General features: G+C 64.1%; 18 protein-coding genes, 2 tRNA genes, 1 pseudogene and 2 riboswitches. Of the genes and pseudogenes, 6 read left to right on the plus strand and 15 right to left on the minus strand.

Annotation, left to right across the window (positions count from 1 at the left end; translation table 11 throughout):
- Nucleotides 1-97 precede the first annotated feature (97 nt).
- The 13 genes and pseudogenes from V3314_RS13175 to nhaR form a co-directional block, all read right to left on the minus strand.
- On the minus strand, nucleotides 98-1,435 hold the full coding sequence (locus V3314_RS13175) for an MFS transporter (RefSeq protein ID WP_108480350.1): 1,338 nt from the start codon (nucleotides 1,433-1,435) through the stop codon (nucleotides 98-100).
- 264 nt (nucleotides 1,436-1,699) lie between these two features.
- Entirely contained in the window at nucleotides 1,700-3,850 is a 2,151-nt protein-coding gene (locus V3314_RS13180) for a TonB-dependent receptor (RefSeq protein ID WP_153670990.1), read from the minus strand.
- Nucleotides 3,851-3,920: 70 nt separating this feature from the next.
- A complete protein-coding gene (locus V3314_RS13185; RefSeq protein ID WP_046615667.1) occupies nucleotides 3,921-4,331 on the minus strand; it encodes a DUF2946 domain-containing protein in 411 nt (136 codons plus the stop codon).
- A gap of 123 nt (nucleotides 4,332-4,454) precedes the next feature.
- Nucleotides 4,455-4,565: pseudogene (locus V3314_RS13190) on the minus strand (ParA family protein); the annotation flags it as partial.
- 75 nt (nucleotides 4,566-4,640) lie between these two features.
- Nucleotides 4,641-6,212: a sensor domain-containing diguanylate cyclase gene (locus V3314_RS13195; RefSeq protein WP_322493063.1), complete on the minus strand. Its 1,572-nt coding sequence runs from the start codon at nucleotides 6,210-6,212 to the stop codon at nucleotides 4,641-4,643.
- Nucleotides 6,213-6,289: 77 nt separating this feature from the next.
- Nucleotides 6,290-6,769: a hypothetical protein gene (locus V3314_RS13200; RefSeq protein WP_085600302.1), complete on the minus strand. Its 480-nt coding sequence runs from the start codon at nucleotides 6,767-6,769 to the stop codon at nucleotides 6,290-6,292.
- A gap of 105 nt (nucleotides 6,770-6,874) precedes the next feature.
- Nucleotides 6,875-8,215 carry an OprD family porin gene (locus V3314_RS13205; protein WP_153670992.1) on the minus strand — a complete coding sequence of 447 codons (1,341 nt, stop codon included), beginning with the start codon at nucleotides 8,213-8,215 and terminating at the stop codon, nucleotides 6,875-6,877.
- 16 nt (nucleotides 8,216-8,231) lie between these two features.
- Nucleotides 8,232-9,020 carry an ABC transporter ATP-binding protein gene (locus V3314_RS13210; protein ID WP_046615663.1) on the minus strand — a complete coding sequence of 263 codons (789 nt, stop codon included), beginning with the start codon at nucleotides 9,018-9,020 and terminating at the stop codon, nucleotides 8,232-8,234.
- The gene (locus V3314_RS13215) at nucleotides 9,017-10,033 is read right to left on the minus strand and encodes an iron ABC transporter permease (RefSeq protein ID WP_085600309.1); all 1,017 of its coding nucleotides are present in this window, start codon (nucleotides 10,031-10,033) and stop codon (nucleotides 9,017-9,019) included. Before V3314_RS13215 ends, V3314_RS13210 begins: the two co-directional genes overlap by 4 nt.
- Nucleotides 10,033-11,043 (minus strand): ABC transporter substrate-binding protein, encoded by a 1,011-nt coding sequence (locus tag V3314_RS13220; protein WP_338459092.1) that lies wholly within the window; start codon nucleotides 11,041-11,043, stop codon nucleotides 10,033-10,035. The genes V3314_RS13215 and V3314_RS13220 overlap by 1 nt, the downstream gene beginning before the upstream one ends.
- A gap of 110 nt (nucleotides 11,044-11,153) precedes the next feature.
- A riboswitch (cobalamin riboswitch) is annotated at nucleotides 11,154-11,352 on the minus strand.
- Nucleotides 11,353-11,380: 28 nt separating this feature from the next.
- On the minus strand, nucleotides 11,381-12,547 hold the full coding sequence (locus V3314_RS13225) for a DUF1624 domain-containing protein (protein ID WP_046615660.1): 1,167 nt from the start codon (nucleotides 12,545-12,547) through the stop codon (nucleotides 11,381-11,383).
- Between the two features lie 203 nt (nucleotides 12,548-12,750).
- Nucleotides 12,751-14,877, minus strand: coding sequence for a TonB-dependent receptor (locus V3314_RS13230; RefSeq protein WP_338459093.1), 2,127 nt, complete (start codon nucleotides 14,875-14,877; stop codon nucleotides 12,751-12,753).
- Nucleotides 14,878-14,985: 108 nt separating this feature from the next.
- Nucleotides 14,986-15,194: riboswitch (cobalamin riboswitch) on the minus strand.
- Nucleotides 15,195-15,229: 35 nt separating this feature from the next.
- The gene (gene nhaR / locus V3314_RS13235) at nucleotides 15,230-16,123 is read right to left on the minus strand and encodes a transcriptional activator NhaR (protein ID WP_015269780.1); all 894 of its coding nucleotides are present in this window, start codon (nucleotides 16,121-16,123) and stop codon (nucleotides 15,230-15,232) included.
- Nucleotides 16,124-16,256: 133 nt separating this feature from the next.
- On the opposite strand from nhaR, the gene V3314_RS13240 reads away from it, so the two are divergent.
- Entirely contained in the window at nucleotides 16,257-16,496 is a 240-nt protein-coding gene (locus V3314_RS13240) for a hypothetical protein (protein WP_046615745.1), read from the plus strand.
- 28 nt (nucleotides 16,497-16,524) lie between these two features.
- Complete coding sequence (locus tag V3314_RS13245) at nucleotides 16,525-17,277, plus strand: TerC family protein (RefSeq protein WP_003260907.1); 753 nt, start codon at nucleotides 16,525-16,527, stop codon at nucleotides 17,275-17,277.
- Between the two features lie 132 nt (nucleotides 17,278-17,409).
- On the opposite strand, the gene V3314_RS13250 is transcribed toward V3314_RS13245, so the two are convergent.
- A complete protein-coding gene (locus V3314_RS13250; protein ID WP_167506588.1) occupies nucleotides 17,410-17,586 on the minus strand; it encodes a hypothetical protein in 177 nt (58 codons plus the stop codon).
- A 165-nt stretch (nucleotides 17,587-17,751) separates the two neighbouring features.
- Here V3314_RS13250 and V3314_RS13255 point away from each other — a divergent pair, with 165 nt between their 5' ends.
- The gene (locus V3314_RS13255) at nucleotides 17,752-18,486 is read left to right on the plus strand and encodes a peptidase C39 family protein (protein WP_025338520.1); all 735 of its coding nucleotides are present in this window, start codon (nucleotides 17,752-17,754) and stop codon (nucleotides 18,484-18,486) included.
- Nucleotides 18,487-18,606: 120 nt separating this feature from the next.
- Here V3314_RS13255 and V3314_RS13260 read toward each other — a convergent pair whose 3' ends face one another.
- Complete coding sequence (locus V3314_RS13260) at nucleotides 18,607-19,890, minus strand: FAD-binding oxidoreductase (protein ID WP_135002005.1); 1,284 nt, start codon at nucleotides 19,888-19,890, stop codon at nucleotides 18,607-18,609.
- Nucleotides 19,891-20,093: 203 nt separating this feature from the next.
- Between V3314_RS13260 and V3314_RS13265 the strand changes: the two genes are divergently transcribed.
- The 3 genes from V3314_RS13265 to V3314_RS13275 all read left to right on the plus strand — a co-directional run bounded on the left by V3314_RS13265 (nucleotide 20,094) and on the right by V3314_RS13275 (nucleotide 21,988).
- Nucleotides 20,094-20,170 (plus strand) — tRNA-Val (locus V3314_RS13265).
- 202 nt (nucleotides 20,171-20,372) lie between these two features.
- Nucleotides 20,373-20,449: transfer RNA gene (locus V3314_RS13270), tRNA-Val, on the plus strand.
- 168 nt (nucleotides 20,450-20,617) lie between these two features.
- Nucleotides 20,618-21,988 (plus strand): oligosaccharide flippase family protein, encoded by a 1,371-nt coding sequence (locus tag V3314_RS13275; protein ID WP_046614075.1) that lies wholly within the window; start codon nucleotides 20,618-20,620, stop codon nucleotides 21,986-21,988.
- Nucleotides 21,989-22,080 lie beyond the last annotated feature (92 nt).

Raw genomic sequence — 22,080 nt, forward strand, 5'->3', positions numbered from 1 at the left:
GCGGCCCATCGCGACACAAGGCCGCTCCTACAGGTATACGCGTTCCCCTGTAGGAGCGGCCTTGTGTCGCGATGGGCTGCAAAGCAGCCCCAAAGTATCAAACAGTACGACGAGCCCCAGCCCTCGCATCGTTGCCTCCAGCCTCATCATGCAACGAAATCCGCGAAGTCTCCGGCAACGCCAACCCTCCCACCAAGGCCACCAGCGCAATCACCACCAGGTAGAACGCAGGTGCCAGGCTGCTGCCGGTCTGCCCGATCAGCCAGGTTGCAACCAGCGGCGCGGTGCCGCCAAACAGCGTATAGGCCACATTGTAGGTAATTGCCGAAGCGGTATAGCGGGTGCGGGTAGGGAAGCTTTCCGAGAGCAATGCCGCCGTGACAACACCACTGCACAACGCCCCCACCGCCAGCAGGATCACCCCCAGCAGCGCGCCGGACATCGAGCCGGAGCTGGCCAGCCAGTACGCCGGGAACACGCACAGCATCACCCACAGGCAGGTAAAGCCGATGGTCTTGCGCCGGCCGACGCGGTCCGAGAACGCCCCGGCCAGCGGGCAGCCGACCGCGGCGAACAGCAAGGCCACGGTGGTTACCAGCAGCGATTGCGCGCGGGTCAGGTTGCCGACCAGTTGCAGGTAGGTGGCGAAGTAGGTGGTGAACATGTAGAACGACAGCGCGGTCAGCGAGATGAAGGCCCCCAGGTTGCGGATCGCCCGGCCATGGTTGCGCAAGGTCTCCTTGAGCGGCGAATGTTCATGCTCCTTGCCCTGGGCGATGGCTTCGCGGAACGCCGGGGTTTCTTCCATGCGCCAGCGCAGGTACAGGCCGACCAACCCCAGCGGCGCGGCGATCAAGAACGGGATGCGCCAGCCCCAGGCGTTCATCGCCTCGGCCGACAGGCTGGCTTCCAGGCCATAGGCGATCACTGCCGCGCAGGCAAAGGCGGAAAAGGTCGACACCGGCACGAAGCTGCCATAGAAGGCGCGCTTGTCGTTGGGGGCGTGCTCCATCAGGTAGGCGCAGGCCCCGGCATACTCGCCACCGGCCGAAAAGCCCTGCAGGCAGCGCGCCAGGGTCAGCAGTGCGGGGGCTGCCAGGCCGATGCTGGCGTAGGTTGGCAGCAGGCCGATGAGGGTTGTCGAGCCGGCCATCAGCAGGATGGTCAGCGACAGGATGCGCTTGCGCCCCAGGCGGTCACCCAGCGCGCCGAACACGATGCCACCCAGCGGACGCAGGGCGAAGGCCACGGCGAACACCGCAAAGGTCTTGAGCAAGGCCACGCTGGCGTCTTCGCTGGCGAAGAACTGGCTGGCGATCAGGGTAGCGAGAAAGCCGTAGACGGCGAAGTCGAACCATTCGACGAAATTGCCGATGGCCGAGGCGGCGATCACCCGGCGCAGGGTGGCGGGGGATACCTCGTGAGGTGCGGGCATGCGAGTGCTCTCCGGTTCCATTGGCAGGCATGATGAAAGTGGCGCGGTCGGGCTGCGCCATCATTGTTGTGCTTGCCAGTAGATAGCCGGGCGCTGGAAGGCGCTTTGTCGAGGGCGACCTCGGGATACCTGAATCAACCGAACATGGTGGGCTGCCCCTTGATGGCCCTATCGCCGGCAAGCCAGCTCCCACAGGTATTGCACAAGCCTTGAGTGCGGTGCAAATTCTGTGGGAGCTGGCTTGCCGGCGATAGGGCCATGCGCTCAGAAACGCATGTCCAGCGCCAGTTCGAAGGTGCGCGGCGGCCCCATGTAGTACTGGCTGTTGTAGGCCTGCTTGGCATACACCTCGTCGGTCAGGTTACGTACCCGCCCGGTCAGCGTGGTGTGTTCATCCAGCCGGTAGCGGGCGAACGCGCCGAACAGGGTGTACGCCGGGGCCTTGAGGCTGTTGGCGTTGTCGGCATACACCGAGCCCACGTAGCGCGCGTCTGCCCCCAACGACCACGCCGGGGTCAGGCTGTAGTTCAGCCACAGGTTGGCGACGTTGGCCGGTACGTTCACCGGGGCGTTGCCCTTGCGCGATACCGACACGCCGTTGACCGCCTCGTTGAACTCGTCGTACTGCGCGTCGACATAGGCATAGTTGGCCTCGGCCAGCAGCTTCGGCGTCACCTGCAGGCGCCCGGACACCTCGACACCACGCGAGGTCTGCTGCCCGGCCTGGACTGTCTGGTTGGCGTCGTTGGAGTCGCGCACGGCAAAGTCCTTGCGCACGATCTGGTACAGCGCCAGCGTCGCCGCGCCGCGCCCGTCGAGAAAGTCGAACTTGCTGCCCACTTCCCACTGCTCGCCCTTGGACAGGTCGAACAGCCCGACGTTGGAATAGGTCGCTGCCGCCAGCGAGCCGGCCGGCAAGTCGGCAGAGGTACTGTACTGCGCATAGACGCTGGCGGACGGGGTCAGCGCATAGGTCAGGCCGATACGCCCGGAAAGCGGTTCCCAGCGCCGTTCGAAGAACGCCGGCGAGGTTGGCGTTACCGCGCCGTAGTTGGTCACCTGCATGTCCAGGTAGTCGTAGCGTAGCGCGGTCAGCAAGGCCAGACGCTCGGTGAGTTGCAGGCGGTTTTCGGCAAACACCGCGCGGTTGATCACCTCGTGGCGGCGTTGCTTGGTCAGGCCGGCATTCACCCCGGGGATGTCGTCGAAACTGCCGGGGTCGAAGTGCTCGGCATCGACCACGTCGGTCCAGCTGCTCGAGGTGGGGTAGAGGGTCTGGCGCATGCGCGAGTACTCCAGCCCCAGCGACCATTGGCTGGCCAGGCCGAACAGCTGGTTGTCATGGCGCAGCTCGATGCGATCGCCCAGCAGGTTCTGGTCGTGGCGCTGCAGATAAGGGCTGCTGCGTCGTACCCTGCCATCGTCGGTGTAGCTGTAGCGTTCGAGGTTGCGGTAATCGCGCTGGGCGTTGTAGTGGTACAGCGTGTTCTGCACGCTGGTGCTGTCGCTGAGCTGGTAGTCGAGAATCGAGCGTAGCCAGCGTACCCGCTGCTCGTAGCGCCCGTCGCCGACGTTGTAGTTTTCGAAGCGGCGGCTTTTGTCGATCTTCATCGTGCTGCGCCCGGGCAGGATCGGCGAGCCCCAGTAAGGGCTGTCTTCGCGGTCTTCCTGGTATTCCATGGCCAGGGTGTGGGTGAGGTTGGGCGTCAGGTCGCTCAGCAACGAGAGGGCCAGGCTGTCGGTGTGCCGTTCGTTGCGGTCGACGTAGCCGTTGCCATGCCCGCGGCTGAAGTCCAGGCGCATGAAATGGCGGGCATCGGCGGGGTTGCTGGCCAGTGCCTGGTTGATGCCGAACGCCACTTCGCTGTCGTCGAAGCTGCCATGGCGGATACGGCCGTCGATGGTTTGCTGGTCGCGGCTGGCCAGTTTGGTGATGTAGTTGATCGAGCCGCCCACCGCGCCCGCACCATGCAGGAACGACGATGGCCCGCCGATCAGTTCGACGCGGTCGAGCACCCAGGCATCCACTGGCCGCGTGGCGCTGCTGTATCCCAGGTTGATGCCGTTGTACAACTGGGTAACCTGGTTCTGGGTGAAGCCGCGGTAGGCCACGAAGCCGCCAAAGCCGGGGTTGGCCGAGGCGTTGACGCCGGTCATGGCGTTGATCACGTCCTGGCTGTCCTTGGCGCCGCGCTCCTCGATCAGGCGGCGGTCCGAGACACTGACCGAGGCCGGCGTTTCCCGCGCGGTGAGGTCCAGGCGCGAGCCGGTGCGGATCGGCTCGTCCAGTTGCACGCCGCTGGCGGCGTCGCGTTCACCGTCAATGGTGGTGGCGCTCAGTTCCACCGGGGCAGCATCCGCCCAGGCAAGGTTGCAGGTGCCCATGAGGAGCACCAGGGAGGTATTGCGAAGCATGTTGGTGTGTCTTCCACGCAAAGGTCATGGCTGACCGCGAGCGCGCGCAGTCAGGCGCGCCCGGCTGAGGTCAGGCGAAATGAAGTACGGCTGCGGGGAAAGCGACGGGGGAGGCGCGGGGGTTGAGGGCGGGGCGTTGATAGCGCGGCGGCGGTTGCGCCCAGCTGCGCACCACGATGGGCGAGCTGGCCACGGCTTGCGTAGGGGTGAACGACCAGCCGCCGCTGCTGAGCGGCACGGCCAGGCCGAACGAGGAGCACACCGGGCAATCGAGCTGGGCCATGTGCTGCTCGCCGCCGGCGCCGTCCAGGTCGATGGCAACGCCGTGTTCGCTGTTGATCGAGCAGAAACCGCCTTCCAGGCCGGCCAGGCGCAGGCCACCCATCTGGCCATGGTGCAGGCCGCACAGAACCAGGCTGAACAGGACGCAGGCGTAGAGTGTCCAGGCTGTCAGCGTGCGGGTATGCCGGGTGATTTTCATGGCGGCGAATCTACCATCCGGATGAACGGTCGGGTAGTGGTTCTGGCTTGATATTTCGGGGCTGTTTTGCAGCCCATCGCGACACCAGGCCGCGCACGGCTTTCAAAGGCGGCGTGGTTTTGTGTTGATCTTGAACTTGCTCTCCAGCTTGCCTTGCAGGTCGCTGAGGTCGGGGCTGGCGGTCACCAGGTGCAGGTTGCGATAGCGGGTTTCGGTGATCACCACCCGGTGCTTTGTCCTTGAGGGCCGCAGGTTACCTGTGGGAGCGGGTTTACCCGCGAAGAGGCCGGCACAGGCAAGCAAGGGCGCTCAGGCAACAACTACCCGATTGCGCCCCTCCTGCTTGGCCCGGTAAAGCGCCCGGTCAGCCGCGCTCAATGCATCCCCCGGTTCGCTCTCGGCCTCGCCATCCCAACGCGCCACCCCCAGCGACACCGTCACCGCCCCCACCGGCTCCACCGGCGTATCCTGCACCGTCACCCGCAGCCGTTCGGCCACCGCTGTTGCAACTTCCAGATTGGCCCCCGGCAGCAGCATCAGGAACTCCTCGCCGCCGGTGCGGCACAGCAGGTCACCCTCGCGGCAGCAGCGGCGCATCAGTTCCGCCAGCCGGCGCAGCACTTGGTCACCCATCTCGTGCCCGTGGCAGTCGTTTACCCGCTTGAAATGGTCGACATCCAGCACGATGGCCGCAAATGCGCGCCCCTCGGCTTCCAGCAGCGACAGGTTGAAATCCAGGCTGCGGCGGTTGCCCAGGCCGGTCAGCGGGTCGGTCTGGGCGTCGCGGTTGAGCCGGCCGATGCGTTCATGCAGCAGGTTCAGCCCGAACAGCAGCGCGCGCTTCAGCTCGGCCGCCTCGAAGTACCAGGCCGGCACCCGATGCAGGCGCTCTGCAGTGCCGGCCCGGTCCATCGAGCGGGCGCCAGCGGCCAGCTGCCACAGCGGCCGGGCGATGGTCATGGCCAGCCACCACAGCAGCACGCTGCCCACCAGCGCCAATGGCGCGGAGGTGCCGACCACGTTGAGGATCAGGTGGCTCAGTGGCATGACTGTCTGCGTCAGCGGCTGCTGCGCCACCACGCCCCAACCGGCACTGGGCACGGTGGCGAAGCCAGCGAGCATTTCCACACCGAGGCTGTTGGTCAGTTGCCGGGTACCACTGCCCAGCGTTGACAGTTGGTCGATCAATTCATTGCCTTCCACCACTGTCCCCACGCGCTGGCTGTCGGGGTGATACAACAGACGGCGATTGCGGTCGACCACGTACAGGTAGGAACCGTCCTTGTAGAAATGCTCGCCCAGCAGGCTGTTGAGGATATTGCGTTCACGCAGGTACAGGCTGCCGCCGACATACCCCAGGTAGCGGCCGTTGCTGTCGAAAATGGGTTGCGACAGCGCCACCACCAGGTTGTTGGCCGCTGACATGTAGGGCGTCGAAACCAGTGGGCGGCGCACCTGCAGTGCCTTCTGGACACCGGGCGAATGCATGTGGCTGCCGACCATGTGCCGCAAGTGTGCAGGGGATATCGCCAGCAGCACCCCGTTGGCATCGATCACGAACGTGGAATTGAAGGCCATGCTCTGGTTCAGCACACGCTCGGTCTCCGCCTGCAGGGCGACGGCGTCGCCCAGCTGGCGGCCTTGCACGCCAGCGCTGAACGACAGCTGCTGCAAGGCGTTGCCGATAAAGGTCTCGGTGATGCTGGCCAGCTTCATCGCATACACCCGGTTGGCTTCCAGGGCGTGGTCGATCAGCAGCTGGCGTTGCACCCGGTAGCTGGCAAAATAGCTGGCGCACAGCATGACCACGGCGGTAAGGGCGCAAAGCACCAGAATGAGTGTGCGTAGATCCAGACGCAGTCCGTGCTTGGCGTGTGGCAATCCTGACCTCGGATGATCGAAAACGGCTACGAAATGGGTACAACGTTACGCCTTATGGGCGCAGTGGGGAACCGCGTTCAGGAGCCTGGGTTTTCCAGCGCGTCCAGCTCGTCTTCAACCTGCTGCATGCGCTGCTCGGCCAGGGCCTGCACCTTCGCGTCGCGGGCCGATTCGCGCATCAGGGCGGTGAGCTTCTCGCTCAGGCGCTTGCCGGCCTCGGTGTCTTCCAGGGCGCGGGCCTTGGCCGGGTCTTGGGTGGCCTCGACGATGGTGGCGAATTCGGCATTGCTGAAGTTCTTTTCGCTGTACAGGCGGAACAGGTCCTGGCGCTGGTCCTCGACGGTCAGGTGCTTGCGCAGCACGCTCTGGATGGTCGCTTGCGAAAGCTGCGGGTGCGTGCGGCCGAGCAGCGCGGCCATGCGCTCGATATTGTGCGTGTAGGCATCCTGCAGCGGCAGCTGGGCCAGGATCTGTTCTTCGCGGGAGGGTTTCTGGTCGCAGGCGGTGAGGGCTGCAGTCAGCAGCAGGGGCAGCAGCAACTTCTGGAAGCGAGGCATGGCGTGGCCTGGTTGGGCAGTGAGTGCTGCCGATTATACGGCAGTTGTGGTTGCCTGATGGATTTTGAGGGCTGCCTTGCAGCCCCATTCAGGCAACGCGGAACATCAGAACCCACCCCCCAACGGCCATTCCACCGCCAACCGTATCTGGTCCCCATCCAGCTCCGCCTGCGCCGTATTGCCCCGATGCACGTTATGCCGCAGCGAAAACGCGGTGCCCTTGGCCTTGCCGCTCTGCACCACATACCGGGCCTCCAGGTCGCGCTCCCAATGCTTGCCCCCCTTGCCATAACCCAGGTAGGCATACCCGCCCGCAGGGTCGACATGGCTGCCGTCGATATCGAACCCGCGCACGTACAACGCCGTCAGGTTCAACCCCGGTACGCCATAGGCGCCCATGTTCAGGTCATAGCGCGCCTGCCACGACTTTTCGTTTGGTGCGTTGAAGTCCGACATCTGCACCGCGTTGGCAATGAAAATTGCCCCTCGCGTCACGTAGTCGAACGGCGTGTTGCCGTCCACCTGCTGCCAGCCCAGGCTGAAACCGTGCGGCCCGTGGTCGTAACGCGAGACCAGGCTCCAGGTGGTGTTGTCGATGTGCCCGGACAGCGCCTTGCCGGTGTCGGTGGTGCGGTACAGGTTGAGGTCGAGGGTGAGGCTGCGGCGCTCATCCAGGGCATGGCTGAGGGTGCTGCCCAGGTAATGCTGGTTCCAGCTGTCCTGGTAGCGTGAGGTGTACAGGCTGCCGCTGAAGACGGCGCCGGGGTTCCACACCACGCCGGCCAGGTCGAAGCTGTTGCCCTGGCGGCCATTGGAGTAGTTCACCACGAAACCCTGATCGTGGCTGGAAGCATTGCGGTCGGCGTTCTCGTTGAAATGCCCTGCCACCAGCCTGAGGTTGTCGAACTCGGTACTGTCAAGGAAGAACCCGGTCGCGGTCTCGGGCAGCAGGCGGCTATCGGACGAGCTGAACACCGGGGTCTTGACCCGTTGCTCACCGTAGGACAGCACGGTATCGGACATGCGCAGTTTCAGTGCCGCGCCGGCACGGCTGTATTCGTTCTTCGGGTGCCCCTCGTTATCCACCCCGAGCAAGCGTGCCTTGCCCACGCGCCCGCCGCCGCTGTCGAGTTGCACGCCCAGGTAGGCGTGGGCGTCGACCCCGACACCGACCAGCCCCTGGGTAAAACCGGACCGGAAGGTGCCCATCAGGCCATAGGCCCATTCCTCGGCCTTGCCGCTACGTTCATTGCGCGGCTTGTAGGCGTTGCGCCCGGCACTGTTGCGCCCGCCGTGTTTGTAATCGCGCTGGTCGAATACGCTGCGGTTGAGCAGGCTCCAGCGGCCATCCTCGACAAAACCGTTGCTTTGCGACTGGGCGGAGTCGGCCAGTGCAGGGGGGGCGAGCAGGGCGCTGGCGAGCAGCAAAGGGACAGAGCGCGACATGGGCAGAACTTCCTGTTCAGGGGGCGCGAAAACGCAGGATGCGCGCGCCGTCGAAAGGGTCGATGAGGTAATGGGCGTGCACGCCGAAGGTGTTCAGCAGGCGCTCGGGTGTAAGCACCTCGAGCGGTTTGCCGAGGGCGACCAGGCGGCCCTTGTCGAGCACCGCGATGCGGTCGCAGGTGAGCGCCTGGTTGAGGTCATGCAGGGCCACCAGGGTGGTCACCGGCAAGGCCTGCACCTGCTGCAACAGGCTCAGCTGGTGCTGGATATCCAGGTGGTTGGTCGGCTCGTCCAGCAGCAGCACCTGCGGCCGCTGTGCCAAAGCACGGGCGATGTGCACGCGCTGGCGTTCGCCACCCGACAGCGACCCCCACAGGCGTGTGCGCAGGTGCAGGGCGTCGAGGTCGGCCAGGGCCTGTTCGACGATCGCGTGGTCCTCCCGGGAGAACGGCGCCAGCGCCGACAGCCAGGGGGTGCGGCCCAGGGCAACGGCATCGAACACGCTGATCGCATCGAGGGTGTCGGCCTGCTGTTCGACCAGCGCCAAGGCCTGGGCGACCCGGCGGCGGGGCAACCGTGCGAGCGGTTCCCCCAGCAGTTGCACGCCGCCGTTGCCTGGCTTGCGCAGCCCGGCCAGCACCTTCAGCAGCGAGGATTTGCCGGAGCCGTTGGGGCCGACGATGCCCAGGGTTTCACCGGCGACAACGCTCAGTTCGATATTGCTGAGCACGGTATTGCCGGCCAGTTGCAGCCCCAGGTTCTGGCAACTCAAGGGGGCCATCCGTACCGCCGTCATGACCGTCATGGGCGCCCCCGGCGGCTGATCAGGATCAACGCGAAGACCGGTGCGCCGAGCAGCGCGGTGACCACGCCAACCGGGATCACCTGGCCAGGGATCAAGGTGCGCGACAGGATGTCGGCGGCAATCAGGAACAGTGCCCCGCCCAGTGCGCTGGCGGGCAGCAGGCGGCTGTGCCCGGGGCCTAGCAGCAGGCGCAGGGCATGGGGGATCACCAGCCCGACAAAACCGATGGCGCCGACGATGGACACCATCACGGCGGTCACCAGCGCCGCGCAGCTGATCAGCAGCAACTGGGTACGCCGCACCGGGATGCCGAGCGACGCCGCCGAGTCGGCACCGAAGGTGAAGGCATCCAAGGCACGGCGATGCCACAGGCACACCAGCAGCCCGAACAGTACAACCGGCACGGCCAGCCACACCGAAGGCCAACGTACGCCACTGAGGTTGCCCAGCAGCCAGAACAGGATGCCGCGTGCCTGCTCGGCGGTGGCCGACATGGTGATGAGGAAGGCGGTAAGGGCGTTGAACAGTTGCGAGCCGGCGATTCCGGCAAGGATCACCTGGGCATTGTTGCTGCTGGGGCCGGCTGCCCGGGCCAGTACCAGTACCAGGGCGAACGCTGCCAGGGCGCCGATGAAGGCGCCGCCAGACATGCTCAGCGCCAGGCTGCCGAAACCCAGCAGGCCCACCAGCACCGCACCGGTCGAGGCGCCGGCAGACAGCCCCAGCAGGTAAGGCTCGGCCAACGGGTTGCGCAACAGTGCCTGGAGGATCACGCCGCAGGTGGCAAGGCCGGCGCCGCAGGCCGCAGCAACCAGGGTGCGGGGCAGGCGGTAGTTCCAGACGATGCCGGCGTCGATCGGGTCGACCGGGTAGCCGGCCTGCCACAGGTGGTTGGCCAGCACCTGGCTGACCACGCCGGGCGACAGGTTGGTTTCGCCGATGGCGGTGCCGGCCAGCAGGGCTGCCAACAGGGCGGCCAAGGCAACGGCGATGCAGGGTAGCAGGCGCATCATCACTGGGCTGCTTTGCCGCTGGCGAAGGCGGCAGCCAGCGTCTGCAGGCCGCTGAACAAGCGAATGCCGGCCTGCATGGCGTCGGCGTCGAGGATGATGATGCGGTCGTGCTTCACCGCGTCCATGTTGCGCGTTACCGGGTCGCTACGCAGGAATGCCAGCTTCTTCTCGTAGTCGTCGGCGGGGTAGCGGCGGCGGTCCATGCGGGCAATGATCAGCCAGGTGGGGTTGGCCTTGGCCAGGGTTTCCCAACCTACGGTCGGCCATTCTTCGCTGGACTCGACCACGTTGCGCACGCCGAGGGTACGCAGCATGAAGTCGGCGACCCCCTGGCGGCCCGCCACGTAGGGGGCGGTGTGCAGGTCGGCGCTGGAGAACCAGAACAGCGCCGAGGTGGCTGCCAGGTCCTTGTCGGCCAGTTGCGCCCTGGCACTGTCCAGGCGGCTTCTGAGCTCGGTATTCAGGGCCGTGCCACGGTCCTGCACGTCGAAGATTGCCGCCAGCTGGCTGACGCTCTTGTAGATGGTGTCGACCTGGAACGCCTGCAGGCGGGTGCCATCGGCGCCCACCAGGTTGTCCTTGCCTTCGCAGTCCGACGGCAGCAGGTAGGTGGGGATGCCCAGTTCATCGAACTGCTCGCGGGTGCCGACCACGCCCTGGGCACCGACCATCCATTCGAACTGCACCGTCACCAGTTGCGGGCGCTTGCCCACTACCGCCTCGAAGCTGGGTTCGTTGTCGGCCAGGCGCGGCACCTTGGCGTTCTGCATCTGGTACTCGGGCAGCACGTTGTTGAACCACAGCGAGGTGGCTGCAAGCTTGTCGCCCAGCCCCAGCGCGTAGAGCATCTCGGTACCGGCCTGGCCAATGGTGACCGTGCGTTGCGGCGCCTGGGCGAAGGTTTGCGGCTTGCCGCAGTTGTCGACCGTCAGCGGGTAATGGGTGGCAGCAGCCTGGGCCAGGCCGGTGAGGCCGAGGCCGGCGAGCAGGGTGGCAAAACGGGGCAGCATGCTGGGCGATCTCCTATCGGACAGTTCGGGTGAGGAACGCACGGACAGGCATCGCCGAGCCCCCGCTGGCGGCAGGGGCAACACTGATGGCCAATCCCGGACACCCCGCCGGTTGGTGAATGTAGGCCGGCAGGTCTCCTGACTGGTGCGTCATGGCCTGGCTCCGGCCTTCCCGGGTTCGTGGCCCAGTGGCATCGATGGAGCAGGCTCGGCACCTACAGTTGCGGGGGCAGTTCCGTTTGGCCCGAATTGGCGGGCCTGGGATTCCCTATTGATTCCGTGGTGGAAACCGGCGGCCGGCATGGTAGACCATCGTGCCGCCGGGTGAAAACGCTTTTCAAAAGTACTTCAGCCAGGTGATGTCGCGCCGCTGCGCCTTCAGGCGGGCGAACCAGCGCACCGGCAGGTACAGCGAAACCGCCAGCAGCGCTGCCCCCAGCCACACCGCAGGGATGCCGTCGAAGCCGAAGTAGTCGCCATGGTTGCGGCCAAACAGCGCCACGCTGGCCAGGTACAGCAGCTTCAGCACATACAGGTGCAGCAGGTAGAAGAACATCGGTGCCGCGCCGAACACCGCCAGGGCACTGATCCACCGGGCCTGGCCGGCGCGTTCGAAGGCGCGCAGCAACAGCAGGCCGCAGCCCAGGGTCAGGGCCAGGAACAGCAGCGACGGCGGGTATTTGGTGATGTTGAAGAAGCTCATCAGGGTTTGCGTGACGGTCGGGTAAGCGCTCCACGGCGCCTCGCCGTAGCCGTTGACCAGGCGCAGCACGACAAAGCCCAGCAGCGCGATCAGCCCGGCCAGCAGCAGGCGATGCTGGCGTTGGCCGGCCTCGCTGGCACGGGCGAACCACGGGCCCAGGCCATAGCCCAGGGCGATGACACCGATCCACGGCAGCACCGGGTAAGAGGTACGCAGACGCAGGCTTTCGGAGTACTCCAGCCAACCCCGGTCATGCAGGATCGCCCAAGGCACATGCAAGGCTGATTCGACGCCAAAGTGCAGGCCATCGAGCAGGTTGTGGCCGGCGATGATGATTGCGCCCAGGGCGATCAGGGCGGCGCGTGGCAACCAGACCAGCAGCGACAGGGCGATCATGCTCACGCCGATGGCCCAGATAACCTGCAGGTAGATGACGCTGGGTGGCAGCTGGAACGTCCAGGCGAAGTTGACCAGGGTGAATTCCAGCACCACCAGGAACAGCCCGCGCTTGAACAGGAACGCCGAGACATCGCCGCGGCCCTGGTGTTTCTCGCCGTACAGCCAGGCTGACAGCCCGGTCAGCATGACGAACACCGGCGCGCACAGGTGGGCCAGGGTGCGGCTGAAGAACAGCGAAGGCTCGGTGGTATCGATGGCCATCGGGTCGCTGACCTGGCGGTGCAGGAAAAAGGTTTCGCGGACGTGGTCCAGGAGCATGAACAGGATCACCAGGCCGCGCAGGGCATCGATGCTCTGCAGGCGCTGGGTGAGCAGGGTGGGGGTGGCACTGGCGCTTGTCATGGGAATTCGCTGATAGGAATGGATGTCAACTGAAACGTTATCTTATAACTAAATGGTGGTGAGTTGGTAACTGTTTTTGTGGGGCCTATACCGGCCCTTTCGCGGGCTTGCCCGCTCCCACAGGAATTTCACCCATTCTGAAACCTTTGCAGTACCTGTGGGAGCGGGCAAGGCCGCGAAGAGGCCGGTGCAGGCAGTTCAGGTCAGAAGCTGTAATCCACCGTCGCAAAGTACGACCGTGGCATCCCCATCAGCCACTGCTGGCCACTGAACGCCGACTGCACATACTCACGGTCGAACAGGTTGTTCAACTGCAACCCCAGCCGCACATCCGGCAACACCTGCCAGCCGATGTCGGCATCGACCACGGTGTAGCCGGGGGCGCTTTGGGTGTTGGCGGTATCGGCATATCGTTCGTCCACATAACGCGCGCCAATGCCGGCCTCCAGCCGCTGGCCGAAGCCTTTGCTCAGCCACAGGTTGGCGGTACGCCGCGGGACATTGGCCGGGTGATTGCCCGCACGGTCCTGCGCCACGGCGCCAACCATTTCGTCGAAGTCGTCGTACCTTGCGCGCACGATCGCCGCGTTGGCCGACACCTGCCACTGGTGCGCCAGCGCCAGTTCCAGGGTTGCCTCCAGGCCGTCGGACGTCTGCTGGCCAGCCTGCTGCTTCTCGTGCGTGATCGGGTCATCCACCAGCAGCTTCTTCTTGACGATGTGGTAGGCCGCCAATGTCCATTCGCCACGCCCCTCCCAGAAGCGCTGCTTCAGCCCCACCTCGGTCTGTCTGGCCTCCGTCAGGTCGTAGTGCATCTGGTTGGCGCTGAGGCTGATGAGGTTGTTGACCCCGTCCTCGCTGGTGGAGTACTGGCCATACAGCGACAGGTCGTCGCTGACCGCAAACACCAGCCCGGCACGCCAGTTGCCCCCTTGCAGGCTGCGGTCGCTGCGGCTGTCGGTGGTCAGTTTCTCCTGGACGATGTGGTTCTGGTCGCGGCGCACGCCGGTGATCAGTGACAGCCGATCGCTCAACTGCAGGCGGTTTTCGGCGAACAGGGCAAAGGTGTGGGTGGTGGACAGGGTTTGCGGGCGCAGCGGCGAGGCGCTGTGAAACCAACCCGGTTGCGGCTGCCACGGGTCGATGTAGTCACTGCCTGCATCGTTGTAGGGTGCGTTGCTGTCGACGTTGAAGCGGACCTTGTTGTACTCGGCGCCGACCACGGTCTTGCTGGCTAGGCCAAACAGCCTGTGGTCGAGGGTGAATGCCTGGCGATCGCCGAACTGTTCCTGGTTGTGCTTGATCTGCAGGTAGCTGCCGCGCAGCAGCTGCTGGCGCCCGGTATCCCAGCTGTAGTCCTCGGCGTTGCGCCAGTGACGGCGGCTCTTGATGTAGTACAGCTGGTTGCTGGCGCTCAGGTGGTCGTTCAAAGCCCAGTCGGTGTTCAGGCGGGTCCATTCATCGACGTAATGCTGCACGTCGTCCTGCACGTTGTAGTTCTTCTTGCGCAGGCTGCTGCGGTAGTGGCCGTCGATCAGCGGGGTGCCGTAGTAGTTGGCAGGCTGCGCATCGCCGCGGTCGTGGGCGAGGGTGAAGCTGAGGTCGTCGCTGGCGTCGAAGCGCAGCGCGGCGCTCAGCGCCAGGCTGCGGGACGGGGTGCGGTCAACCCAACCGTTACCGGTTTGCTGGTTCAGGGCCAGGCGGTAGCTCAGGCGCTCGCCGAGGCTGCCGCCGCTGTCCAGGCCGAGCTGCTGGCGGTCCCACGAACCGTAGCCCAGGCGCAGGTGGTTGCGTACCTCGCCGGCAAACGGCTTTTTCGGGATCACGTTGACCACCGCACCGGTGGCGCCTTCGCCATAAAGCACCGAGGCCGGGCCGCGAATCACATCGATGCGCTCGACCATCCATGGGTCGACCGGGAACGTCTGGGTGCCGGCACCGGTGTACAGGCGGGCCCCGTCGAACAGTGTCATCACCGAGTTGTGCCCGGTAAAGCCGCGGGCGGACAGGCCCGTGCCGCCGTCGCCCGGGGAGCCGATGTAGCTGATGCCCGGTGAGCGGGTCACCGCATCCTGTACGGTGAAGTTGTTGCGCTGCTGGATCTGCTTGGCGCTGATGCTGCTGGTGCTGGCCGGTGTCTCCAGGGCGCTGAGGCCAAGACGCGAGCCAGCCTGGGTCGGCGTGGCCAGGTCGATGGCGTAGCTGTCGAGGGTGTCAGTGATGGCCGTGGAGGGCAGGGCCAGTGGCTGTCGGTCGAGGTCATCGGCCAGTGTCGGCAGGGAAACGGCCAGGCAGGCCGCCAGAGGGTGAAGCTTGAAGATACGGGACATGTCGTTCCACTACTGCAGGAATGAATGGATCCCGGTGGAAAACACGCAAAGGCGCACCGTGCACACAGGCGCGCGCACGGATACAGGCCTGCGCCCGCCCACCGCGGGTTGCCAAGTGAAGCTCCAGGCCGGTCTCCGGGCTTGCGAGGGGCATGAAACCTTCACCTTCCCATGCAGGTGCACAGTGGTATCTCGAAGGGTTCGCTCGCTTACCGTTGCGGGGGCAGCGCCGGACTTGTCGTGGGCAACACGACGCACCGGCTTCCCGTTTCACCCTGCGCGCGGCGGCGCAGGGCACCTGAAACTGGCGGGCATATGACCATTGAAACGCGGGAGGCGTCAAATCCGCCTGCTACCAATGAAACAACTCTCGTCGCGCCCCCTCGGTAATTGCCACAATCCCCGGGTGCTTGACCTTGCGCTCTACCGAAATGGCATAGAACGACTCGTGCACTGCCTCGGTCTGCCCGATCAGCTCCACGCCGTATTGGCGGCATACCTCCTCGGCGATCACGCTGGGCGCGACGAAGATGCCGCTGCCCGACTGCCCGAACGCCTGCATCAAGGCACTGTCATCGAACTCGCCAACGATCCGTGGCTGCACCTGTTGCTCACCCAGCCAGCGCAGCAGGCGGCTGCGTACCACGGTTTCCTGCCCGGGGATAAGCAATGGCGCATCCTGCAGGCAGGCGGGGAAGGGGCCTTCCAGGCGTTGTGCCAGCGCCGGAGTGGCGAAGAAGCTCAACCCGCACTCGCCCAGTTTCTGGCTATAACCCTTGATGTCCAGGTGGCTGGGCATGGGGCTGTCGGAAATCACCAGGTCCAGGCGCTGGATCGCCAGGTCCGCCAGCAGCCGTTCGAGCTTGTCTTCGCGGCAGTTGATACGCAGAACGTCGTCCAGCTCCATGGTCGGTGCCAGCAGGCGGTAGACGATGGACTTTGGCACCACGTCCGCCACGCCCACGCGGAACAGGATCTGCTCCTGCGGGCCGGCCCGCAGCATGGCCTCCAGCTCGCTACCCAGCTGGAACATCTGTTCGGCATAGATCAGCGTCTGGCGCCCTGTTTCGGTCAGCTCCAGCTGGCGCCCCACGCGCTGGAACAACTCCAGGCCGTATGTCTGTTCGAACAAGCTGATTTGCCCGCTGATGGTTTGCGGGGTCAGGTTCAACTGTTCGCTGGCGCGGGCGATGCTGCCGGTCTTGGCCACGGCCCAGAAGTAGTGCAACTGCCGATAGTTGAGCATCGGTATGTTTCCGGATTCGCAAAAACCGAAGTATAACCGCTGAAAATACGAATTTTCCGGATGTGTTGCGCTCTTTAGAATGTGACTCCATCAGCGCCGTGTGCGCCGCAGGAACATGAAAAGCGAGGAACCCATGCTGCAACTAAAATCCATCGGCACGCCGCTGGTGCTGGCCTTGTCCCTGTTCACCCTGGCAGGTTGCGAGCAGGCCGAGAAATCTGCCCAGCAGATGCTCGACCAGGCTGCACAGTCGGCCAAGCAGGCCATCGACGACACCAACAAGGCCGCACAGCAGGCATTGAGCGAGGCCATCGGCAGCGAAGGGCACAAGCCCAAGGACGCCGACAAGAAAGAAGACACCCAGGAAATCTGACCCCAACCGCTGCTGCAGGATTTGAACAATGGAATACTTGCTGGAACTCGTCGCTAGCCCTACCGCCTGGGTTGCCCTGGCTACGCTGGTGGCCATGGAAGTCGTGCTGGGCATCGACAACCTGATCTTCATCTCCATCCTGACCAACAAACTGCCGGTGGAGTATCGCTCCAAGGCGCGCCGTATCGGTATCAGCATGGCCTTGGTCATGCGCCTGGCCTTGCTCAGCACGGTGGCCTGGATCGTCCAGCTGACCGACCCGGTGTTCGAAGTGTTCGGCAATGCCTTCTCCTGGAAGGACGTGATCCTGATTGCCGGTGGCCTGTTCCTGCTGTGGAAGGCGACCAAGGAAATCCACGAGAACGTCGACCCGCACGGGGCCAAGGAAGAAGCCAAGGTGTCGTCGACGGTTACCCTGGGCTTTGCCGCGGCGATCTTCCAGATCCTGTTGCTGGACATCGTCTTCTCGGTCGACAGCATCATCACCGCCGTGGGCATGACCGAACACCTGCCGATCATGATCATTGCCGTTATCACTGCCGTGATCGTCATGATGGTAGCCGCCGACCCGTTGGCCAACTTCATCAATGACAACCCGACCGTGGTGATGTTGGCCCTGGGCTTCCTGATCATGATCGGCATGACGCTGATCGCCGAAGGTTTCGGCGCCCATGTACCGAAGGGTTATGTGTACGCGGCCATGGCTTTCTCGACGGCGATCGAGATCCTCAACATCCTGGCCCGTCGGGCGCGGTTGAAGCGTGAGGCGGCTGAAGGTTGATGCAAGAAAAGCGGGGCGCTTGCGCCCCGTTCGCGGGCTTGCCCGCTCCCACAGGTGCCGCGTCAGCCAGATAGCTACGCGGTCCCTGTGGGAGCGGGCAAGCCCGCGAATGGGGGTAGGGAAAATCTCTAGTCAGTGCACCCCGGCATGCCGCCGCGCCCGGCGCACAGGCTGTGGCTTGGCGGGGGCCTGCGGTGGCAGGTGGTGGTGGGAATGACGCCGCACGATACGCAGTACACCCCACAGCATGGCAGCTGCAACGCTCAGCCACATGCCCACCAGCATGAGTATCGCCATGGTCAGGCTCATCTGTGCCTCCATCTCTACGGGCCGCGCTCGGTCGCCGACGCTGGCCTTCCAGACACTGCTTTAGTCTAGTCTTTCGCCAGTGACGTTCCATTGACCAAAGGTCTATTGCTTGGTCCGATTTGCTCCTAACCGGTGTCGGACTATACCCGCGCCGCTGTCCGACCTATGATCGGTGGCCAGAGCCGGGCGCTGCCTGCCCGGCGTTGGAGCAAGCGAGTGTCCATGCAGCAACCTTCCTTCAAGACCATCCCTCGTCGGCTGCTGGCGGCCTGCCTGGTAGCGGCCAGCCTGGCCGGTTGTGCCAGCGCACCCTCCGCCAACCTCAAGGGCCTGCCACAGCGGGTCGAGATCAGCAGCGTGCCGTTCTACCGTGGCAACGCCAACCACAGCGGGGCCATGGCATTGGCGGCGGTGCTGTCGCAACAGGGGGCTCCGATCACGCCGGGGCTGCTGGACAAGCCGCTGAACCTGCCCCAGGGCGCCGAGGCGCTGGACACCGGCATCCCCCGGGTGGCGCGCGACTACGGCATGGTGGTGTATCCACTGGACAAGCAGCTGGACGCGCTGTTGACCCAGGTTGCGGCGGGCAACCCGGTGCTGCTGCGTTACGAGGATGGTTCGGCCTGGTGGAGCGAGCCACGCTACGCCGTGCTGATCGGCTACGACCGCTACAAGCAGCGGGTGCTGTTGCGCTCGGGCATGCACCGGCGGCAGCTGATGGCGTTCGATGACTTTGCCTCGGCCTGGGCGAAGCTTGGGAGTTGGGCGGTGCTGGTGCAGCCACCGCGGCAACTGCCGGCCCAGGTGGACCGCCAGCGCTGGTTGCAGGCTGCGGATGAACTGGCCCGGGCGGGGCAGGAGATTGCGGCGAAGCAGGCTGTGAGTAGCCTGAACAAATAGCTCTATCTGTGCCGGCCCTTTCGCGGCTGAACCCGCTCCCACAGGAAACCCGCTGCCCTCAGGCCCAGTGATATCCCTGTGGGAGCGGGTTTACCCGCGAAGAGGCCAGCCCTGCCTATATCAGAAGCCCAGGCGATCGCGCAGGCTGTAGTACCAGGCACCAATGGCGCTGAACGGCACGCGCAGCATCTGGCCACCCGGGAACGGGTAGTGCGGCAGGCCGGCGAAGGCGTCGAAGCGCTCGGCCTGGCCGCGCATGGCCTCGGCCAGCACCTTGCCCGCCAGGTGGGTGTAGGTCACGCCGTGACCCGAGCAGCCCTGGGAGTAGTAGATGTTGTCGCCGATACGGCCAACCTGCGGCAGGCGCGACAGGGTCAGCAGGAAGTTGCCGGTCCAGGCGTAGTCGATCTTCACGTTCTGCAGCTGCGGGAAGGCCTTGAGCATCTTCGGACGGATGATCGCCTCGATGTTGGCTGGGTCACGCGCGCCGTACACCACGCCACCACCGAAGATCAGGCGCTTGTCGCTGGTCAGGCGGTAGTAGTCGAGCAGGTAGTTGCAGTCCTCGACGCAGTAGTCCTGCGGCAGCAGGGTGCGCGCCAGTTCGTCGCCCAGCGGCTCGGTGGTGATCACCTGGGTGCCGCATGGCATGGACTTGCTGGCCAGTTCCGGCACCAGGTTGCCCAGGTAGGCGTTGCCGGCAACGATGATGAACTTGGCGCGGACCTTGCCCTGCGGGGTGTGCACCACCGGGTTGGCGCCACGCTCGATGCGCACGGCCGGGGTTTGCTCATAGATGATGCCGCCCAGCGACTCGACCGCGGCGGCTTCGCCCAGGGCCAGGTTCAGCGGGTGGATGTGGCCGCCGCTCATGTCCAGCATGCCGCCCACATAGTTGTCGCAGGCGACCACTTCGCGGATGCGCTTCTGGTCCATCAGCTCCAGCTGGCTGTGGCCGAAGCGTTCCCACAGGCGCTTTTGCGACTCCAGGTGGCCCATCTGCTTGCTGGTGAGGGCAGCGAACACGCCACCGTCCTTCAGGTCGCACTGGATGTTGTACTTGGCCACGCGCTCACGAATGATGCGCCCGCCTTCGAAGGCCATCTGGCCCAGCAGTTGGGCCTGCTTGGGGCCGACGGTGCGTTCGATGACGTCGATGTCGCGGCTGTAGCTGTTGACGATCTGGCCACCGTTGCGGCCCGATGCGCCGAAGCCGACCTTGGCCGCTTCGACGATGCTCACCTTGAAGCCGTTCTCCAGCAGGAACAGGGCGCTGGAGAGGCCGGTGTAGCCGGCGCCGATGATGCACACATCGGTTTCCACCTCACCCTGCAGCGCCGGACGTGGCGGCACCGGGTTGGCCGAGGCGGCGTAGTAGGACTGGGGGTAGGGGGTGTTAGCCATGCTGCAGGAACCTCGTGTTTTATATTTTTAACGAATGTACCGATGCTATCAATAATAATAAACACCCGCTAGTCGTCTGTTGAAAATCCTTTACTCGGCCCCCGTCAGCGCGCGTTTCTATAAAGAGTTTAAGATTCAGTAGGTTAGCGCGAAAAAAAGAGTTGACAGGGTTTTTGGAATGGGTAGAATGCGCACCACACGACAGGCACATAGCTCAGTTGGTTAGAGCACCACCTTGACATGGTGGGGGTCGTTGGTTCGAGTCCAATTGTGCCTACCAAATCGAAGAAGGGGTGATCCGAAAGGGTCACCCCTTTTTTCATTGTGATTTTATGCAGCCAGGCGGCGGTGCGCAGCCCATCCGACCGGTGCCATGCTCATGCTGCGCGGCTCCATGTGTACAAAACTCGAAAGTTTTTGATTTTTCTCAAAAAAACGCTTTACAGGTACGCAATCGATCACTAATATGCGCACCACACGACAGGCACATAGCTCAGTTGGTTAGAGCACCACCTTGACATGGTGGGGGTCGTTGGTTCGAGTCCAATTGTGCCTACCAAACAAAAGTCCCGGTTTCCGGGCATCAAAAGGGCGACCTCAAGGGGTCGCCCTTTTGCTTTTGTTGTGTCCAGCGGAGGGCGATTTCACGCGCTGCAGCCTGTTCGGATAGCCGCATAGCAAATTGCGACTATAGTGAGTCTCTAGCGATGGGTTCAGAGATGCGGCTATGCCTTCGATTGATGCGTCGCGTCCGTTGAGCCTGCGCAAACGGGCCATGTGGGCCAGTGGGTTGAACCTTCTTGCTGTCGTTGCTTCCCAGGTCATGCGACTGGGCGGCAACCTGGTGATCACCCGCTTGCTAGTGCCGGAAATGTTCGGCGTGATGGCCATTGCGACCACTGTTTCAGTGTTGCTGCAACTGCTTTCCGATGTTGGGCTGCGGCCGAACGTCATTCAGAGCTCGCGCGGCGACGAGCCGCTGTTTCTCGATACCGTGTGGACTGTGCAAATCATCCGTGGGTTTGTGCTGTTCCTTCTGACCTTGCTATTGGCCCTGGGGGCAAGGTTCACGCAGTACATCGAACTGTGGCCGGCCCATTCCACCTATGCCGCTCCAGAGCTACCGATGGTGCTGGCTTTGTCTGGGCTCACCGCGATCATCTATGGCTTCCAGTCGCCCAAGGTCGATGTGGCCATCCGGGTCTTCCAGCAGAAGAAGGTGGTTATCGCCGAGCTGATTGCGCAGTTTGTCGGTTTGATAGTGATGCTCGTGGCAGGCTATCTCACCCGCTCCATCTGGTCATTAGTGGCGGCGGGCCTGCTGGGCACACTGGTTTTCACCCTGCTCAGTCACCTGCTCTTCCAAGGGCCGCGCAACCGCCTGCGATGGGACCCGGCGGCGCTGCGCGAGGTGTTCGATTACGGACGCTGGATCCTGTTGTCGTCCTCCGTAGGGGTTCTGGCGATGCAGGGTGACCGGATCTGGTTCGGCGGAAGCATGTCGGTCGCGGAGCTGGGGGTCTATTCCATCGCTGTCGCCATCCTCGGGGCCATTCAGTCTGTCCTGTTGCGCTTGGCGGGGGCGGTCGCCTTGCCGGCCTTCAGTGAGGCAACGAGAAGTGGTGACAAAGAGCGGGTGCGCAGCCTTTACTACCGCTCCAGAGTGCTGTTCGACCTGACCTCGCTATTCGCTTGCGGTTTTTTGCTGACTGCCAGCCCGCTGATGATCAGTTGGCTGTACGACGACCGTTATGCCGGCGCTGGCAATACCATGGCCATTCTCTCGCTCTCTCTTTTCACCTTGCGCTTCACGCTGGCACACCAGCTCTGGTTGGCCCTGGGGCTGACCAAATACGTGGCAATGGACAACATCATCCGGGTCGTTTCGCTGTTTATCCTGCTGCCGGTCCTCATGGCCATCGGTGGCGTGAGCTATGCCGTCTGGGGTGTGGCTCTGCATACCTTCTTCACGCTTTTCCTGATTTTTCCTGTCAACCGCAAGCTGGGTCTGCTGGACCTGAAGCGCGAGGTTGCAGTGCTGCCTGCCCTGCTGATCGGCGTCTTTTTCGGTGAAATGATAACCAGCCTGTTTACCTGATTGGGCCGTGAAGGCGCCGCACGGTCAGGTATGCCGTTGTTATCTTTCGCCATATCCGCAAGTAGAAAAAATGGCGTCATAAAACATGCAGT

It is taken from the genome of Pseudomonas sp. TE3-3-F2023 (genome assembly GCF_036784815.1).
Lineage (GTDB): Bacteria > Pseudomonadota > Gammaproteobacteria > Pseudomonadales > Pseudomonadaceae > Aquipseudomonas > Aquipseudomonas pudica.

What these genes read in the sequence shown, in the direction of transcription:
- V3314_RS13175 (WP_108480350.1), bottom strand. Translation starts at nt 1,435, where the DNA reads ATGCCCGCACCTCACGAGGTATCCCCCGCCACCCTGCGCCGGGTGATC.
- V3314_RS13180 (WP_153670990.1), bottom strand. Translation starts at nt 3,850, where the DNA reads ATGCTTCGCAATACCTCCCTGGTGCTCCTCATGGGCACCTGCAACCTT.
- V3314_RS13185 (WP_046615667.1), bottom strand. Translation starts at nt 4,331, where the DNA reads ATGAAAATCACCCGGCATACCCGCACGCTGACAGCCTGGACACTCTAC.
- V3314_RS13200 (WP_085600302.1), bottom strand. Translation starts at nt 6,769, where the DNA reads ATGCCTCGCTTCCAGAAGTTGCTGCTGCCCCTGCTGCTGACTGCAGCC.
- V3314_RS13205 (WP_153670992.1), bottom strand. Translation starts at nt 8,215, where the DNA reads ATGTCGCGCTCTGTCCCTTTGCTGCTCGCCAGCGCCCTGCTCGCCCCC.
- V3314_RS13210 (WP_046615663.1), bottom strand. Translation starts at nt 9,020, where the DNA reads ATGACGGTCATGACGGCGGTACGGATGGCCCCCTTGAGTTGCCAGAAC.
- V3314_RS13215 (WP_085600309.1), bottom strand. Translation starts at nt 10,033, where the DNA reads ATGATGCGCCTGCTACCCTGCATCGCCGTTGCCTTGGCCGCCCTGTTG.
- V3314_RS13220 (WP_338459092.1), bottom strand. Translation starts at nt 11,043, where the DNA reads ATGCTGCCCCGTTTTGCCACCCTGCTCGCCGGCCTCGGCCTCACCGGC.
- V3314_RS13225 (WP_046615660.1), bottom strand. Translation starts at nt 12,547, where the DNA reads ATGACAAGCGCCAGTGCCACCCCCACCCTGCTCACCCAGCGCCTGCAG.
- V3314_RS13230 (WP_338459093.1), bottom strand. Translation starts at nt 14,877, where the DNA reads ATGTCCCGTATCTTCAAGCTTCACCCTCTGGCGGCCTGCCTGGCCGTT.
- nhaR (WP_015269780.1), bottom strand. Translation starts at nt 16,123, where the DNA reads ATGCTCAACTATCGGCAGTTGCACTACTTCTGGGCCGTGGCCAAGACC.
- V3314_RS13240 (WP_046615745.1), top strand. Translation starts at nt 16,257, where the DNA reads ATGCTGCAACTAAAATCCATCGGCACGCCGCTGGTGCTGGCCTTGTCC.
- V3314_RS13245 (WP_003260907.1), top strand. Translation starts at nt 16,525, where the DNA reads ATGGAATACTTGCTGGAACTCGTCGCTAGCCCTACCGCCTGGGTTGCC.
- V3314_RS13250 (WP_167506588.1), bottom strand. Translation starts at nt 17,586, where the DNA reads ATGAGCCTGACCATGGCGATACTCATGCTGGTGGGCATGTGGCTGAGC.
- V3314_RS13255 (WP_025338520.1), top strand. Translation starts at nt 17,752, where the DNA reads ATGATCGGTGGCCAGAGCCGGGCGCTGCCTGCCCGGCGTTGGAGCAAG.
- V3314_RS13260 (WP_135002005.1), bottom strand. Translation starts at nt 19,890, where the DNA reads ATGGCTAACACCCCCTACCCCCAGTCCTACTACGCCGCCTCGGCCAAC.
- V3314_RS13275 (WP_046614075.1), top strand. Translation starts at nt 20,618, where the DNA reads ATGCCTTCGATTGATGCGTCGCGTCCGTTGAGCCTGCGCAAACGGGCC.